Here is a 15,360-nt window from a genome sequence, read left to right as displayed (position 1 = left end):
ATAACCTGACCCAGGGGGAGCTGGCCGAAGCCATAGGGTGTCGCGCAAGACCATCAGCACGGTGGAGACCGGCCGCCTTACTCCTTCGGTGACCATCGCCCTCAAGCTGGCCCGCTGTTTCCAGGTACCGGTGGAAGACATCTTTTCGCTGCCGATGGAATAGGGCAGACCCGCATTAAAAAACCCCGCAGAAGCGGGGTTTTTTGTTTAGAGGTCGAAGTCGTCCAAGTCGTCCAAGTCGACGTTGGCGTCGATCTGGCCTACCAGGTAAGAGCTGATCTCCGATTCCTGGGGAGCCACCTGCACGTTGTCCGATTCCAGCCAGGCGTTGATCCAGGGGATGGGGTTGGAGGTGGTGGCGAAGGCCGGAGTCAAGCCAATAAAGTTCATGCGGAGATTGGTGATGTACTCCACGTACTGGCTGAGAATGGACTCGTTGAGACCGATCATGGAGCCGTCCTTGAACAGGTACTTGGCCCAGGCCTTCTCCTGCTCGGCGGCGCGCTTGAACAGGGCCTCGGACTCGCTGCGGCACTCGGCGGCTATCTGGGCCCATTCGGCCCCTTCCTTGCCGTCGCGCATCAGGTTCAGGATCTGCTGGGTGCCGGCCAGATGCAGGCCCTCGTCCCGGGCGATGAACTTGATGATCTTGGCGTTGCCTTCCATCAGTTTGCGCTCGGCAAAGGCGAAGGAGCAGGCGAAGGAGACGTAGAAGCGGATGGCCTCGAGGGCGTTGACCGCCATCATGCAGAGGTACAGCTTCTTCTTGAGGTCATGCAGGTTCACCTCGACGGTCTTGCCGTCGATCTGGTGGCTGCCCTCGCCGTGCAGTTGCCAGGCCTGGCTGTGCAGTATGAGGTCGTCGTAGTAGCCGGCTATCTCGTCGGCCCGTTTCTGGATCTCTTCGTTGACGACGATGTCGTCGAACACCTTGGCCGGATCCGCGACTATGTTGCGGATGATGTGGGTGTAGGAGCGGCTGTGGATGGTCTCAGAGAAGGACCAGGTCTCTATCCAGGTCTCGAGCTCCGGAATGGACACCAGGGGCAGCAGGGCCACATTGGGGCTGCGGCCCTGGATGGAGTCCAGGAGCGTCTGGTATTTGAGGTTGGACAGGAAGATGTGCTGCTCGTGCTCGGGTAGCTTGTTGAAGTCGACGCGGTCCTTGGAGACGTCCACTTCTTCCGGGCGCCAGAAGAAGGACAGCTGCTTTTCGATCAGCTTTTCGAAGACTTCGTATTTTTGCTGGTCGTAGCGGGCCACGTTGACCGGTTGGCCGAAGAACATGGGCTCGGCCAGGGCATCATTTTTGGTTCGACTGAAAGTGGTGTAACGCATCTTATCCTCAACGGTAAAAAGGGGCCTGGCGGCCCCTGATTTCCTTAAATCTTACAGGCGCCGCCGGCGCAGCCGTCGTCTTCCTCGACCATAACTTCGGTCGCACCGGTGCTGGCCTTGAGGTCAGTCTGGACGTCCGTCGCACCGTCGCGGGTGTTGTGGTAGTAAAGGGTCTTGACGCCCATCTTATAGGCGGTCAGCAGATCCTTGATCAGGGTCTGCATCGGCACCTTGCCACCGGGGAACTTGGCCGGATCGTAGTTGGTGTTGGCGCTGATGGATTGGTCCACGAACTTCTGCATGATGCCAACCAGCTGCAGGTAGCCGTCGTTGTTGGGGATGTCCCACAGCAGTTCGTAGGCGTCCTTGAGTTCTTCGTAGTCCGGCACCACCTGGCGCAGTATGCCGTCCTTGGAAGCCTTGACCGAGATATGGCCACGGGGCGGCTCTATGCCGTTGGTGGCGTTGGACATCTGGGAGCTGGTCTCGGACGGCATCAGCGCGGTCAGGGTGGAGTTGCGCAGGCCGTGGTCGACGATGTCCTTACGCAGGGTTTCCCAATCCAGGTGCAGCGGCTCATCGACAATCTTATCCAGATCCTTCTTGTAGGTGTCGATGGGCAGTATGCCCTTGGCGTAGGTGGTCTCGTCGAACATGGGGCAGGCGCCACGTTCCTTGGCCAGCTCCATGGAGGCTTTGAGCAGGTAATACTGGATGGCCTCGAAGGTCCTGTGGGTCAGGCCGTTGGCGGAGCCGTCGGAATAGCGCACGCCGTTCTTGGCCAGGTAGTAGGCGTAGTTGATGACGCCTACGCCCAGGGTGCGGCGGCCCATGGTGGCGATGTGGGCGGCCTTGACCGGGTAATCCTGGTAGTCCAGCAAGGCGTCCAGGGCGCGCACGGCCAGCTCACCCAGCTCTTCCAACTCGGACAGGTCGCTGATGGCGCCGAGGTTGAAGGCAGAGAGGGTGCAGAGGGCGATTTCGCCGTTCTCGTCGTTGATGTCTTCCAGCGGCTTGGTGGGCAGGGCGATCTCCAGGCAGAGGTTGCTCTGGCGTACCGGGGCCACTTCCGGATCGAAGGGGCTGTGGGTGTTGCAGTGGTCAACGTTCTGCACGTAGATGCGGCCGGTGGAGGCGCGCTCGGACAGCAGCAGGGAGAACAGCTCCACGGCCTTGAGGGTCTTCTTGCGGATGGCCGGGTCCTGCTCGTACTTGGCGTAGAGCTCTTCGAACTTGGCCTGGTCGGCGAAGAAGGCGTCGTAGAGGCCGGGCACGTCGGAGGGGCTGAACAGGGTAATGTCGCCGCCCTTGATCAGGCGCTGGTACATCAGGCGGTTGATCTGCACGCCGTAGTCCATGTGACGGACCCGGTTTTCCTCGACGCCACGGTTGTTCTTCAGTACCAGCAGGGATTCCACTTCCAGGTGCCACATGGGGTAGAAGAGGGTGGCGGCACCGCCGCGCACGCCGCCCTGGGAGCAGGACTTAACGGCGGTCTGGAAGTGCTTGTAGAAGGGGATACAGCCGGTGTGGAAGGCTTCGCCGCCACGGATGGGGCTGCCCAGGGCACGCAGGCGGCCGGCGTTGATGCCGATGCCCGCACGCTGGGAGACGTAGCGGACTATGGCGGACGCGGTGGCGTTGATGGAATCCAGGGAGTCGCCGGTCTCGATCAGCACGCAGGAGCTGAACTGGCGAGTCGGGGTGCGCACGCCACTCATGATGGGCGTAGGCAGGGAGATCTTGAAGGTGGACACCGCGTCGTAGAAGCGCTTGACGTAACCCAGGCGGGTGTCATGGGGGTAACCGGCGAACAGGCAGGCACCCACCAGCAGGTACAGCATCTGGGCGGATTCATAGATCTCGCCGGTGACCCTGTTCTGGACCAGGTACTTGCCTTCCAGCTGCTTGACCGCGGCGTAGGAGAAGTTGAGATCGCGGCTGTGGTCGATGAAACCGTTCAGGGTGTCGAAGTCGGCTTCTGAGTAGTCCTCAAGCAGGTGCTCGGCGTACTTGCCCATGGCCACCATCTTCTTGACGTGTTCGAAGAGGTGCGGCGGCTCGAATTCGTCATAGGCCTTCTTGCGCAGGTGGAAGATGGCCAGGCGGGCGGCCAGGTACTGATAGTCGGGCGCTTCGTCGGAGATCAGGTCGGCGGCGGCCTTGATCAGGGTCTCGTGGATGTCGGCGGTCTTGATGCCGTCGTAGAACTGGATCTGGGCACGCAGCTCCACTTGGGAGACGGATACGTTGTTGAGACCATCAGCGGCCCAGGTAACCACCCTGTGGATCTTGTCCAGATCGATGGCTTCCTGTTGGCCGTTGCGCTTGGTGACGAGGAGGTGATTGTTCATGGCTTACCTTATCTGCGCTATTCCCTGATGTACCGCCGGCAGCACTACTACGACACTGGCGTGTATTTCTTGTGCATCAGATACACAAGATATTGGGTTTGTTTAAGTTACGAGGAACAAGATAGTGAGGTCGGGGGCTGCTTTCAAGGTCCAAGAACGGCGCCTTTTTAATCCCGTTAGTGTTCACTAACGCAAAGGCGGCGAACATCGCCGCCCTTACCAAATTGCAAGCCCCGTTAAAAAAAAACGATCACGCGTCTGATCGACTGATCTTGCACCATTCCAGCAGGGCCTGGGGCCTTGCCAGCACGGCCCTGGCGGGCCAATGGGGGTGATCCTGGTCTACATAGCCCCAGCTGGCCACCAGGCCCTGCATGCCGGCATCCCGGGCTGCTTCCATGTCGGTCAGGGCATCCCCCAGGTAGAGGCAATGGCGGGGATCGCTGCCCAGCAGGGCGGCGGCGTGCAGCAAGGGGGCCGGGTGGGGTTTACGTTCGGCCAGGGTGTCGCCACAGACCAGGGCCTGGCAGGCGTCGAGCTCGGGAAAATGAGGCAGGGCGGCCACCGTCAACTGGGTGATCTTGTTGGTGACTATGCCCCAGGGAATGGCCGCGGCATTGAGGGCGGCCACCAGCTCGGCGACGCCGGGAAAGAGCCGGGTCTCCTGGGAGATGTCACGCAGGTAGGCGGCCCAGAAGGCCTCGCGCAGCTCCTGGCGTTCGAAGGCCCCTTCGCCAAAGCCCAGGTTCAGCAGGCTCTTGGTGCCGTGGGTGGCATGGGGGCGCACCTCGTCCAGGGACTTGAGCGGCAGGCCCTGGGCGGCCAACACCTCATTGAGGGCCCGGCGCAGGTCCGGGGCCGTGTCCAGCAGGGTGCCGTCGAGGTCGAAGAGGACGGCGGTCATGCGTCTTTCCTGGCCGCCACCAGGTAGTTCATGTCCAGACGCTCGGAGCGGCTGAACTGGCCGGTCAGCAGGTTGTAGCCCATGCCCACCGCCTTGGTGGGGACCAGGCCGGCTTCATCGCAAAAGCCCATCAGCTCGGCGGGCTTGATGAACTTCTGGTAGTCGTGGGTACCGGCAGGCAGCCACTTCAGGATGCGCTCGGCTGCAAAAACGCCCAGTGCCCAGGCCTTGAGAGTGCGGTTGAGGGTGGAGAACACCAGGGTGCCACCCGGTTTGCAGAGCTTGGCGCAGGCGCTGACCACGGATTGCGGATCCGGTACGTGTTCGAGCATTTCCATGCAGGTGACGACATCGAACTGGCCGGGCAGCTCTTCGGCCAGCTCCTCGGCGGTGATCTGGCGATAGTCCAGCTCCACTCCCATTTCGGCCGCGTGGGCACGGGCCACGTTCAAGGGTTCGCCTCCCATGTCGATACCGGTGACCTTGGCGCCGAGGCGGGCCATGGACTCGGAGAGGATGCCACCGCCGCAGCCGATATCGACGATGCGCTTGCCGGCCAGGCCGTCCGCCATTTCCTCCACAAAGGCCAGGCGCACCGGGTTCAGCTGATGCAGGGGTTTGAACTCCCCATCCTTATCCCACCAGCGATGGGCCATGGCTTCGAATTTGGCGATTTCGGCGTTGTCGACGTTGCTGTTCATCTATCCTGTTCCGGCGTTTGGCTGACGGCGCATTATAGCCCTGATGGCGTTGCCTTTTCATGGTCAACTTCAGGCGTTGTGGTATAGTGGCTCACTTTGTTGGAAGACCTGCTAAAAGGGACGACTGAGATGAGCGATCTGGCCAAAGAAATTGTGCCGGTCAACATCGAGGACGAGCTCAAAAGCTCCTACCTTGATTACGCCATGAGCGTCATCGTCGGGCGTGCGCTGCCCGACGTCCGTGACGGCCTCAAGCCCGTTCACCGGCGCGTACTGTTCGCCATGAACGAGCTCGGCAACGACTGGAACAAAGCCTATAAGAAATCGGCCCGCGTAGTAGGGGATGTGATCGGTAAGTATCACCCCCACGGCGACTCGGCTGTGTACGACACCATAGTCCGCCTGGCCCAGCCTTTTTCCATGCGCTACACCCTGGTGGACGGGCAGGGGAACTTCGGTTCCGTTGACGGCGACTCCGCCGCCGCCATGCGTTACACCGAAGTGCGCATGGCCAAGATCTCCCACGAACTGCTGGCGGATCTGGACAAGGAAACCGTCGACTTCGTCCCCAACTACGACAACACCGAACAAATCCCCGACGTGCTGCCGACCCGGGTGCCGAACCTGCTGGTCAACGGCGCCGCCGGTATTGCCGTGGGTATGGCCACCAACATCCCGCCCCACAACCTGCGTGAGGTAGTGGGGGGCTGCGTGGCCCTCATAGACAACCCGGAGCTGTCCATCGACGAACTGATGGAATACATCCCCGGGCCCGACTTCCCCACCCAGGGCATCATCAACGGCAAGAGCGGCATCCGCGACGCCTACCACACCGGCCGCGGCAAGATTTACATCCGTGCCCGCGCCGAGGTAGAGGTCAACGAGGACAATGGCCGTGAGACCATCGTCGTCCACGAGCTGCCCTACCAGGTGAACAAGGCCCGCCTCATCGAGAAGATCGCCGAGCTGGTCAAGGAAAAGCGCCTGGAGGGCATCAGCGCCCTGCGCGATGAGTCCGACAAGGACGGCCTGCGGGTCGTCATCGAACTCAAGCGTGGTGAAGCCGGTGAAGTGGTGCTCAACAAGCTCTACTCCCTGACCCAGATGCAGGTGGTCTTCGGCATCAACATGGTGGCCCTGGACCAGAACCAGCCGCGCCTGTTCAACCTTAAAGATGCCCTCGAGTGCTTCATCAACCACCGCCGTGAAGTGGTGACCCGTCGCACTATCTTTGAACTGCGCAAGGCCCGTGAGCGTGCCCATGTGCTGGAAGGCCTGGCCATCGCCCTGGCCAACATCGACCCTGTCATCGAGCTTATCCGCCGCAGCCCGACCCCGGCCGACGCCAAGGCTGGCCTGGTCAGCACCCCCTGGGAGCTCGGCAACGTGGCGGCCATGCTCGAAGGCGCCGGCACCGACGCCGCCCGCCCCGAGGGCCTGGAGCCGCAGTTCGGCATCCGCGACGGCAAGTATTACCTGACCGAAGTGCAGGCCCAGGCCATCCTGGATCTGCGCCTGCACCGCCTGACCGGCCTCGAGCACGAGAAGATCCTCGAGGAGTACAAGGGCCTGCTGGATCTCATCAAGGGCCTGCTGCACATCCTGGCCTCTCCCGAGCGCCTGATGGAAGTGATCCGCGAAGAGCTGGTGGCCGTGGCCGACCAGTACGGCGATGACCGCCGCACCGAGATCAGCGAGTCTTCCGCCGACATCTCCATCGAAGACCTCATCAACGAGGAAGACGTGGTGGTGACCCTCTCCCATGAGGGCTACGTCAAGTACCAGGTGCTGGCCGACTACGAGGCCCAGCGCCGCGGCGGCAAGGGCAAGGCTGCGACCAAGATGAAGGATGAAGACTTCATCGAGCGTCTGCTGGTGGCCAACACCCACGACACCATCCTCTGCTTCTCCAGCCGTGGCCGCCTCTACTGGCTCAAGGTCTACCAGCTGCCGCTGGCCAGCCGTACCGCCCGTGGCCGGCCTATCATCAACCTGCTGCCCCTGGAAGCGGACGAGCGCATCACTGCCATACTGCCGGTGCGCGAATACGAGGAAGGCAAGTACATCTTCATGGCCACCGCTTGCGGTACCGTCAAGAAGACGGCCCTCACCGAGTACAGCCGCCCCCGCTCCAGCGGCATCATCGCCGTCAACCTCAACGAGGGTGACGCCCTGATCGGTGTCACCATCACCGACGGCAGCAACGAAGTGATGCTGTTCAGTGACGAAGGCAAGGTCGTGCGCTTCAGCGAAGACCAAGTGCGGCCCATGGGCCGTGGTGCCACCGGCGTGCGCGGCATCAACCTGGAAGACGGCCAGCGGGTCGTGTCCATGGTGATCCCCAACGCGAACGTGGACATCCTGACCGTCACCGAGAACGGCTACGGCAAGCGTACCGAGCAGCTCGAATACCCGGCCAAGAGCCGCGCCACCAAGGGCGTGGTCTCCATCAAGGTGTCCGAGCGCAACGGCAAAGTGGTTGGCGCCGTGGCGGTGGAAGAGAATGACGAGATCATGCTCATCACCAACGGCGGCACCCTGGTGCGCACCCGTGTCAACGAGGTGTCCCGCGTGGGTCGTAACACCCAGGGTGTCACCATCATCCGCACCACCAAAGATGAGAAGGTGGTGGGCTTGCAACGCATAGCCGAAGTGGATGAGGATGTCGCTCCAGAGGTCGAAGGCGAAGGCGCCGACGAATAAGTCAAAGCGGCCGCGAGGCCGCTTTTTGCGTTTAGAAAGGGTCGTATGAAAAGAGTATTCAATTTCTGTGCTGGCCCGGCCATGTTGCCGCCGGCCGTGATGCAACGCGCACAAAACGAATTTATCGACTGGCAGGGCTTGGGCGTGTCGGTGATGGAAGTCTCCCACCGCGACAAGCCCTTCATGGCCATTGCTGCCAAGGCCGAGGCCGATCTGCGTGAGCTGATGGCCATCCCCGACAACTACAAGGTGCTTTTCCTGGCCGGTGGCGGCCGTAGCCAATTCACCGCCGTGCCCCTGAACCTCTTGAAAGAAGGGGAGCAGGCCGACTACCTGGTCACAGGCCAGTGGTCCAAGCTCGCCTATGAAGAGGCCAAGCGCTTCCGTGATGTGGCCATCGCCGGCGAAATCGACATGAGCGCCCGCCCCATCCGCCTGCCCATCGAGATAAGGGTGCGCGAAGGCGCCAAGTACCTGCACTACTGCCCCAACGAGACGGTGGACGGCATCGAGATGTTCGAGGAGCCGGCGGTGGACGTGCCCCTGGTGGCAGACATGTCCTCCTGCATACTGTCGCGCCGCATCGATGTCAGCAAGTACGGCCTCATCTATGCCGGTGCCCAGAAGAACATAGGCCCCTCAGGCCTCGCCGTGGTCATAGTGCGCGAGGATCTGCTGCGTGACGACATGCAGGTGCCCTGCATCTGGGATTACGCCCGCCAGGCCAAGGAAGACTCCATGGTCAACACCCCGCCCACCTACAGCTGGTACCTGGCCGGGCTGGTGTTCGAGTGGCTGAAAGAGCAGGGCGGTGTTGCCGCCATGGAAGCCCTTAACGCCGCCAAGGCCGAGCTGCTCTACGGGGCCATCGACAACCTGCCGCTCTACCAGAACCAGGTGGACAAGTCCTGCCGCTCCCGCATGAACGTGGTCTGGCAGCTTGTGGACGAGAGCCTCAACGCGGCCTTCCTGGCCGAGGCCGAAGCACTTGGCCTGCTGGCGCTCAAGGGGCATCGTTTCGTGGGCGGCATGCGCGCCTCCATGTACAACGCCATGCCGCTGGCAGGGGCCCAGGCCCTGGTGGATTTCATGCGTGATTTTGCCGGGCGCCATGGCGCTTGAGGCACTGCGCCGGGAGATAGACCAGGTCGACGAGGCGCTGCTGGGCCTGCTGGCCAGGCGCCTCGAACTGGCCGACGCCCTCGGCGAGCTAAAAGGGGGCCGGGTGTTCGACCCGGCCCGCGAATTCGCCCTGGTGGAAGCCAGGGTCAATGCCTTCCCTCAGCTTCCTGCTGCCGTGGTCAGGCAATTTTGCCGCGACTGGGTGTCCCTGTGCCGGGGCCACCAGGGCCGTTTCTGCATCGCCAGCAGCGAGCCTCATTGGGCCGAAAAGCTGCTGGGCCGTTACACCCAGACCCTGCAAACCGCCGATCCCCTGGCCGCCGTCTTCGATGGCCTGGCCGATGGCGCCCTTTGGCTTGGCCCCTTGCCGGCCAGTCTCAAGGGGCTCTTGCCCGCCGCCACCTTCAAGGCCCAAGGCCGCCATGGCTTTTTGCTCACCGCCGATGGCGCCAAGGCCGGTGCCCAAGCCCTGAGCCATCAGGGGCCGGGCGAGCCGGTGGGCGACAACTGGTATTTGATTTCCGGGCATCAGTTTGATGCCTGGCCCTTGCTTTCGGATGATTAGATGGAATTGCTGAACCTCGCCGCCGGTGGCACCGTCACCGGCACCCTGGCCATGCCAGGCTCCAAGTCCCTGTCAAACCGGGCCCTGCTGCTGGCGGCCTTCTGCGCTGAGCCGACCCGCCTTGCCAATGTGCTGGATGCCGACGATATCCGTCATATGCGCAGCGCCTTTGCGGCGCTGGACGTGTCGGTGCGTCAGGACGGCGAAGAGCTGCTGGTGCAGGGCCCCTGGCAACCGCAAAGCCCGGCCCAGCCCATCTTCCTCGGTAACGCCGGCACCGCCATGCGCCCCCTGACAGCGGCCCTGGCCTTGATCCCTGGCAGTTTCGAACTGACCGGTGAGCCGCGCATGTACGAGCGGCCCATAGGTGACTTGGTAGACGCCCTGCGCCAGTTGGGTGCCGACATCCAGTACCTGGGCGAGGAGGGCTATCCGCCCCTTAGGATCAACGGTAAAAGGCTCGCTGGTGGTACCGTCAAGGTGCGCGGCGACCTCTCCAGCCAGTTCCTCTCTGCTCTGTTGATGGCGGCGCCGCTCTGTGAAGGGGAGGTGCGCATCGAGGTGGAAGGGGAGCTGGTCTCCAAGCCCTACGTGGAGCTGACCCTGGGGTTGATGGCCAGGTTCGGCGTGGTAGCCGAGCGCCCAGACGAGCACAGCTTCGTGATAGCGGCTGGAAGCCAATACCAGAGTCCTGGCCAGTACTTCGTGGAAGGGGATGCCTCTTCTGCCTCTTATTTTGCCGCCGCCGGCGCCATCGCCGGTGACGTGACCATCAAGGGCCTCTTCAAAGGCATGCTGCAGGGGGACGTGGATTTCGTCGACGCCTTGGAGAAAATGGGGGCCCAGGTGGAGTGGGGAGAGCATCAGGTCAGGGTGCGCAAGGGCGCACTCAAAGGCATAGATCTTGACGCCAACGCCATTCCCGATGCCGCCATGACTCTCGCCACCACGGCCCTTTTCGCCGAAGGTGAGACCTGTATCCGCAACATCTATAACTGGCGCCTCAAGGAAACGGACAGGCTGCATGCCATGGCCACCGAGCTCAGGAAGGTGGGTGCCGAGGTAGAAGAAGGGCGGGATTTCATCCGGGTCAGCAAGGGCAATGCCATCCGCTACGCCGAAATTGACACCTACAACGATCACCGCATGGCCATGTGTTTTGCGTTGCTGGCACTGGGGGAGAGTGCCATGGGGATCCGCGATCCCAAGTGCACCGCCAAGACCTTTCCCGATTTCTTTGAACGATTTGCCGCGATCAGACAAGGTATTTGACAGCCAATTACCCTATAATGCGCGCCCGACGCCTGTGGGTTTCCACCCACATCCGTAGAAATGGAGGATTTTATGGCTGAACTGGTACCCGTCGTCACGGTGGACGGACCCAGTGGGGTAGGCAAGGGCACCCTTTGCCACCACCTGTCAGAACGACTGGGCTGGCATTTTCTCGACTCCGGCGCGATTTATCGCGTGCTGGCCCTGGCGGCGTTGCATCACCAATGCCCCTTGGAAGATGAAGAAGCGCTGGTACCCCTGGCGGCACATTTGGACGTGCAGTTCGAACCCGGCGAAGGCCAGGTCAAGGTGATCCTCGAAGGGGAGGACGTGACCAGCGCCATCCGTACCCAGGAAGTGGCCAATGCCGCTTCCAAAGTGGCTGCCTTTCCTCGGGTGCGCGAAGCGTTGCTACGCCGCCAACGCGCCTTTCAGAAGGCTCCGGGCCTGGTGGCCGACGGCCGCGACATGGGCACTGTGGTGTTCAAGAGCGCGCCGGTGAAGCTGTTCCTGACCGCAAGCGCCGAAGTGCGCGCCGAGCGCCGCCTTCAGCAGTTGCTGGCGTCTGGCCAGGATGCTAAAATTGAACGTCTTTTAACCGAGATACGTGAGCGTGACGAGCGCGATGCCAATCGCGCCGTGGCGCCGCTGAAGCCAGCGGAAGATGCGGTGATCATTGACACCAGCCATCTTTCCATCGAGCAGGTGCTCGAAGCCGCCTGGCAGGAGGTCAGTGCCAAGTTGGCACCGGCCAATTGAGAAGCCTTCCGCACCAGGGACCGGCGCGGAAAACATGAACAACCCCATGCCGGACGGATGCCGCATGGTTTGTTAAATAAGCAGACACACATGACTGAATCATTTGCTCAACTGTTCGAAGAAAGCCTGAAAGAAATCGAAACCCGCCCGGGTTCCATCGTCAAAGGTACCGTTGTCCGCGTTCAGAAGGACATCGTACTGGTTGACGCTGGTCTGAAATCTGAGTCCGCTATTCCTGCCGAACAGTTCAAAGACGCCAACGGCGAAATCACCGTAAACGTCGGTGACGTTGTTGACGTGGCCCTGGACACCGTAGAAGACGGCTTCGGCGAGACCATCCTGTCCCGCGAAAAAGCCAAGCGCTACGAAGCCTGGCTGGTTCTCGAGAAAGCCTACGAGAACAACGAAACCGTCATCGGTATCATCAACGGCAAAGTCAAGGGCGGCTTCACTGTCGACCTGGACGGCATCCGTGCCTTCCTGCCCGGCTCCCTGGTTGATGTACGTCCTATCCGCGACACCGCTCACCTGGAAAACAAAGACCTGGAATTCAAGGTCATCAAGCTGGACCAGAAGCGTAACAACGTCGTGGTTTCCCGTCGCGCTGTGATCGAGTCCGAGAACAACGTTGAGCGTGAGCAACTGCTGCAAAACCTGCAAGAAGGTATGGAAGTCAAGGGTATCGTTAAGAACCTGACCGACTACGGTGCCTTCGTAGACCTGGGTGGCGTTGACGGCCTGCTGCACATCACCGACATGGCTTGGAAGCGCGTCAAGCATCCTTCCGAGATCGTCAACGTCGGCGACGAGATCACCGTCAAGGTACTGAAGTTCGACCGCGAGCGTACCCGTGTGTCCCTGGGCCTCAAGCAACTGGGTGCCGATCCTTGGGTCTCCATCGCCGAGCGTTACCCTGAAGGTCACAAGCTTAAAGGCCGCGTGACCAACCTGACCGACTACGGCTGCTTCGTTGAAATCGAAGAAGGCGTTGAAGGCCTGGTACACGTTTCCGAAATGGACTGGACCAACAAGAACATCCATCCCTCCAAGGTTGTCAACCTGGGCGACGAAGTGGAAGTCATGGTTCTGGACATCGACGAAGAGCGTCGTCGTATCTCCCTGGGCCTCAAGCAGTGCAAACTCAACCCCTGGGAAGAGTTCGCTGGCAAATTCAACAAGGGCGACCAAGTCTCCGGTAAGATCAAGTCCATCACCGACTTCGGTATCTTCATCGGTCTGGACGGCGGCATCGACGGTCTGGTTCACCTGTCCGACATCTCCTGGAACGCTACCGGCGAAGAAGCCGTACGCGAGTACAAGAAAGGCGAAGAAATCACCGCCGTTGTACTGCAAGTGGATGCCGAGCGCGAGCGCATCAGCCTGGGCGTCAAGCAGCTGGAAGCCGATCCTTTCAACAACTACCTGAGCGATAACAAGAAAGGTGCTATCGTTAACGGTACCGTGATCGCCGTTGACGCCAAAGGCGCCACCATCGATCTGGGTGAAGGTGTTGAAGGCTACCTGCGTGCTTCCGACATCTCCCGTGAGCGCATCGAAGACGCTTCCACCGTCCTGAAGGTCGGTGAGTCTGTCGAAGCCAAGTTCATGGGCGTTGATCGCAAGAACCGCACCGTCTCCCTGTCCGTCCGTGCCAAGGATGAAGCAGACGAGCGTGATGCCATGGAGCACCTGAACAGCCAGGAAGACGCGGTTATCCCGAACGCTATGGCTGAAGCCTTCAAAGCGGCCAAGAGCGAAGACTAATCAGGCGGACGGGGCCTTGTGCCCCGTCTCTTTGGCGCAGAGGACAATTCCATGACCAAATCAGAACTCATTGAGAGCCTGACGACCAAATATCCTGACCTGCCTGCGCGGGATCTGGAAATGGCGGTCAAGGAAATTCTGGAACAGATGGCCAATACCCTGGAAGCAGGTGAGCGCATCGAGATCCGGGGATTTGGCAGCTTCTCCCTGCATTACCGGGCGCCGCGTGTTGGGCGTAACCCCAAGACCGGTGACTCTGTTGAATTGCCCGCCAAACAGGTGCCGCATTTCAAACCGGGTAAGGAATTGCGGGAAAGGGTCAACCTGAGCGTCCAATCCTGAACAGTCAACTCAAAAAAAACGGCATGCGAGAGCATGCCGTTTTTGTGTCTGAAGCCCTTTTCAGGCAATAATACCGGCGTTTGATCATGCCCACAGGAGGTGCGGTGCTCACCCTCATCAAATGGCTGCTAGCCATTCTCATTTTCGCCCTGGCACTGGCCGTGGGAGCCCAAAACGCCCAACCCGTTGCCGTCAATTACCTCATTGCCCAGAAGACGTTCTCCGTCGGCCAATGGCTGGGTATCGCCTTTGCCCTGGGAGCCGTGCTGGCTTTCCTGGTATTGGGGACCCAATGCTGGCTGCAGCGCCTCAAGATAAAGGCCCTGCAGAAAAAATTGCGCTCAATGAGCAAAGACGCCTGATCCATGGTTGAACTCCTGTTCCTGCTCCTGCCCATCGCAGCCGGTTACGGTTGGTACATGGGGCGGCGTAGCGTACGCCAGGAACGGGAGGTTCAGCGCAATCGCCTGTCCAGACGCTATTTCAAAGGCCTGAATTTCCTGCTGTCAGACCAGCCAGACAAGGCCGTCGACCTTTTTATCGACATGCTGGCGGTAGATGCCGAGACCTTGGAAACCCATATGGCACTGGGCAACCTCTTTCGCCGTCGCGGCGAGGTGGACAGAGCCATCCGTATCCACCAGAACCTGGTAGCCAGGCCTTCCATCAGTGAAGAAGACCGGCGCCTGGCCATGTTCGAACTGGGCCTGGATTTCATGGTGTCCGGCCTCTACGACAGGGCCGAAAACATCTTCACCGAGCTCAAGGACGATCCTGACCACCAGCAGCAAGCCCAGGAGCAACTGCTGGCCATCTATCAGCACACCAAGGACTGGTACAACGCCATCAAGGTGGCCAAGGCCATGGGCAAGGATAGGCCTCCGGCCATTACCCGTGCCCTGGCCCACTTCCACTGCCAACTGGCCGAGCTGGCGCTGGACAAGGGCAAGGCGGGCGAGGCCATCAAGGAGTTCAAGAAAGCCTTGGAAGTGGACAGTGCCTGCACCAGGGCCCGCGAAGGCCTGGCCCAGTGTCATCGCCAGTCCGGCCGCACCGAGGAGGCCCTGGCGGCACTGATCCCTGTGGTGGACACGGATCCCGACAATACCTCTGAGCTGCTGCCTTTTATCGCCGATCTCTTCAGCCGCCTTGGCGACAGCGAAGGCTACCACCAGTTCCTGGCCAGGGCCGTGGTCCGAGACAGCGGCGTCTCTGTGGTGCTGGCCCTGGCCGACCTTATCCAGTCAGAGGCGGGGCGTGACAACGCCGAAGACCTGTTACTGGATGAACTCAAGCGCCATCCCACCCTCAAGGGCTTTCGCCGCCTGATCCAATACCAGAGGGAGAAGGTGGCCGAACCTTCTGCCAAGGCCAGCCTGAATTTGTTGGCGGAGCTGGTGGAACAGCAGATCCGCATCCGCCCCACTTACCGTTGTCGCCACTGCGGCTTTAGCGCCAACAAGCGCTATTGGCTATGCCCGTCCTGCCAGCAGTGGGGGCAGATCAAACCCATCCGCGGTTTGGATGGAGACTGAG

At 61.1% G+C, this 15,360-nt stretch carries 14 protein-coding genes; 10 read left to right on the top strand and 4 right to left on the bottom strand.

All coding sequences use genetic code 11. The features are described from left to right. Nucleotides 1-37: 37 nt before the first annotated feature. The gene (locus PVT67_RS18800; protein WP_336407723.1) at nt 38-163 is read left to right on the top strand and encodes a helix-turn-helix transcriptional regulator; all 126 of its coding nucleotides are present in this window, start codon (nt 38-40) and stop codon (nt 161-163) included. Nucleotides 164-207: 44 nt separating this feature from the next. Here PVT67_RS18800 and nrdB read toward each other — a convergent pair whose 3' ends face one another. The 4 genes from nrdB to ubiG all read right to left on the bottom strand — a co-directional run bounded on the left by nrdB (nt 208) and on the right by ubiG (nt 5,297). Further along, nucleotides 208-1,338: a class Ia ribonucleoside-diphosphate reductase subunit beta gene (nrdB, locus tag PVT67_RS09745; protein WP_301493291.1), complete on the bottom strand. Its 1,131-nt coding sequence runs from the start codon at nt 1,336-1,338 to the stop codon at nt 208-210. Between the two features lie 44 nt (nt 1,339-1,382). Beyond that, nucleotides 1,383-3,692, bottom strand: coding sequence for a class 1a ribonucleoside-diphosphate reductase subunit alpha (gene nrdA, locus PVT67_RS09740; protein ID WP_301493290.1), 2,310 nt, complete (start codon nt 3,690-3,692; stop codon nt 1,383-1,385). A 250-nt stretch (nt 3,693-3,942) separates the two neighbouring features. Next, a complete protein-coding gene (locus PVT67_RS09735; protein ID WP_301493289.1) occupies nt 3,943-4,596 on the bottom strand; it encodes an HAD family hydrolase in 654 nt (217 codons plus the stop codon). Next, nucleotides 4,593-5,297, bottom strand: a complete 705-nt coding sequence (gene ubiG / locus PVT67_RS09730) for a bifunctional 2-polyprenyl-6-hydroxyphenol methylase/3-demethylubiquinol 3-O-methyltransferase UbiG (protein WP_301493287.1) — start codon at nt 5,295-5,297, stop codon at nt 4,593-4,595. Before ubiG ends, PVT67_RS09735 begins: the two co-directional genes overlap by 4 nt. Nucleotides 5,298-5,426: 129 nt before the next feature. On the opposite strand from ubiG, the gene gyrA reads away from it, so the two are divergent. The 9 genes from gyrA to lapB all read left to right on the top strand — a co-directional run bounded on the left by gyrA (nt 5,427) and on the right by lapB (nt 15,359). Continuing rightward, nucleotides 5,427-8,000 (top strand): DNA gyrase subunit A, encoded by a 2,574-nt coding sequence (gyrA, locus tag PVT67_RS09725; protein ID WP_301493285.1) that lies wholly within the window; start codon nt 5,427-5,429, stop codon nt 7,998-8,000. A gap of 45 nt (nt 8,001-8,045) precedes the next feature. Continuing rightward, complete coding sequence (serC, locus tag PVT67_RS09720) at nt 8,046-9,122, top strand: 3-phosphoserine/phosphohydroxythreonine transaminase (protein ID WP_301493283.1); 1,077 nt, start codon at nt 8,046-8,048, stop codon at nt 9,120-9,122. Then, nucleotides 9,112-9,687 carry a chorismate mutase gene (locus PVT67_RS09715; RefSeq protein WP_301493281.1) on the top strand — a complete coding sequence of 192 codons (576 nt, stop codon included), beginning with the start codon at nt 9,112-9,114 and terminating at the stop codon, nt 9,685-9,687. The genes serC and PVT67_RS09715 overlap by 11 nt, the downstream gene beginning before the upstream one ends. Next, complete coding sequence (aroA, locus tag PVT67_RS09710) at nt 9,688-10,959, top strand: 3-phosphoshikimate 1-carboxyvinyltransferase (protein ID WP_301493280.1); 1,272 nt, start codon at nt 9,688-9,690, stop codon at nt 10,957-10,959. Between the two features lie 72 nt (nt 10,960-11,031). Then, entirely contained in the window at nt 11,032-11,718 is a 687-nt protein-coding gene (gene cmk, locus PVT67_RS09705; RefSeq protein WP_301493278.1) for a (d)CMP kinase, read from the top strand. Nucleotides 11,719-11,808: 90 nt separating this feature from the next. Further along, nucleotides 11,809-13,482: a 30S ribosomal protein S1 gene (rpsA, locus tag PVT67_RS09700; RefSeq protein WP_301493276.1), complete on the top strand. Its 1,674-nt coding sequence runs from the start codon at nt 11,809-11,811 to the stop codon at nt 13,480-13,482. A 51-nt stretch (nt 13,483-13,533) separates the two neighbouring features. Further along, a complete protein-coding gene (locus PVT67_RS09695; protein WP_301493275.1) occupies nt 13,534-13,824 on the top strand; it encodes an integration host factor subunit beta in 291 nt (96 codons plus the stop codon). 86 nt (nt 13,825-13,910) lie between these two features. Beyond that, entirely contained in the window at nt 13,911-14,186 is a 276-nt protein-coding gene (locus PVT67_RS09690) for a LapA family protein (protein ID WP_301493273.1), read from the top strand. A 3-nt stretch (nt 14,187-14,189) separates the two neighbouring features. Beyond that, the gene (gene lapB / locus PVT67_RS09685) at nt 14,190-15,359 is read left to right on the top strand and encodes a lipopolysaccharide assembly protein LapB (protein ID WP_301493271.1); all 1,170 of its coding nucleotides are present in this window, start codon (nt 14,190-14,192) and stop codon (nt 15,357-15,359) included. The last annotated feature ends 1 nt before the right edge of the window (nt 15,360 follow it).

The organism is Gallaecimonas kandeliae (genome assembly GCF_030450055.1).
GTDB classification, from domain to species: Bacteria; Pseudomonadota; Gammaproteobacteria; order Enterobacterales; family Gallaecimonadaceae; genus Gallaecimonas; species Gallaecimonas kandeliae.
Note: the sequence above shows the minus strand (reverse complement) of the source record. Positions and strands in the feature narration are given on the sequence as shown.